The sequence below is a fragment of the Lentilactobacillus parafarraginis DSM 18390 = JCM 14109 genome (assembly GCF_001435895.1).
Lineage (GTDB): Bacteria > Bacillota > Bacilli > Lactobacillales > Lactobacillaceae > Lentilactobacillus > Lentilactobacillus parafarraginis.
In genome coordinates this window covers 1-1,046 of sequence record NZ_AZFZ01000179.1, presented here as the reverse complement: position 1 = coordinate 1,046, position 1,046 = coordinate 1, and the positions used below count along the sequence as shown (strand labels likewise).

At 31.1% G+C, this 1,046-nt stretch carries 2 protein-coding genes; both read left to right on the top strand.

Annotated elements, in window-relative coordinates:
• Nucleotides 1-558 (top strand): hypothetical protein (locus FD47_RS16010; protein WP_235806125.1); only part of this gene is annotated, 558 nt, incomplete at its 5' end.
• Nucleotides 559-563: 5 nt separating this feature from the next.
• Nucleotides 564-1,046, top strand: a 483-nt coding sequence (locus FD47_RS14600) for an ATP-binding cassette domain-containing protein (RefSeq protein ID WP_056980848.1), incomplete at its 3' end; no start/stop codon positions are given.

Sequence of the window (1,046 nt, the reverse complement as noted above, 5' to 3'; positions counted from 1 at the left end):
AAAACCTACATTTTTAAACTGCCCTTGACAGATATTCCGATGCTTAGAGAACAAGGCTATTTGAAACAGTATAGTTCGTTGCTTAGTAACAATTCTGTCTTTATCATAAGCAAGATGATTATCAATTTATTCATCATATTTATTACCTTGCTTTGTACAAGTATCTTCTGCGCGGTTCTATTTAGGATGAATCCTTTTGGTTTAATATTTAAGTTATTAGAAGTCTTAGTTTTAACGTATATCCCCTTAGTTGGTATATGTCTTCCTTTAATCTGTATTAAGTTAAAGCAGAAATCAATCCCTGTTATCTTAAACCTTGCGACTATTGCTTTGCTGGTGATCTCATCGCTTATTATCAACACGTTTACAGTTAAAATAACAGATGTCTTATTAAATACTTTTGATCCAATTTATTTTTTGAACGATACCTTTCAATTTCTAATTGGAAATGTTCCCGCGCTTGATTTTTTCTTTACTTTCGCAATCGTTTATATTATGTCAATGTTGATTGGGTTTGTTAGTTATAAAAAAATGCTGATTCTGCCAGTAGAAGGGTGAAGCTAATGGAAATTAGAAATTTAACGTATACTTTTCCTAGATCTAAGGATCCTTTTTTTAGAGATTTAAACTTTACAATTGCTGATAATGAAATAAATTTTTTAGTTGGAAGAAATGGTGTTGGTAAAACAACATTGATTGATGTTATTCTTGGGCTTAGACAAGCTAAACTTAAAATCGATAAAACATTTTCATATGTGTACATTAATCAAACTTTGCCGATGCTTGGTTCAATTACTGTTGGGGAAATTGCAAATTTAGTCCTTGGAATTGAATATGGTAAATATGAGATCGAGCTGGGCTATTTGAAAGATAAAATTGAAGAATATTCATTTAGCTTTTTGCAAAAACGGTGGAATAAACATTACCAAGAATTATCTGGAGGCGAGCGAAAACTTGTTCAATTAGTTTTATTTTTACAAATTAAACGAGACCTTGTTGTGCTTGATGAACCAACTGTCAGCAACGGTTGTAAAATGTTGGAAAAT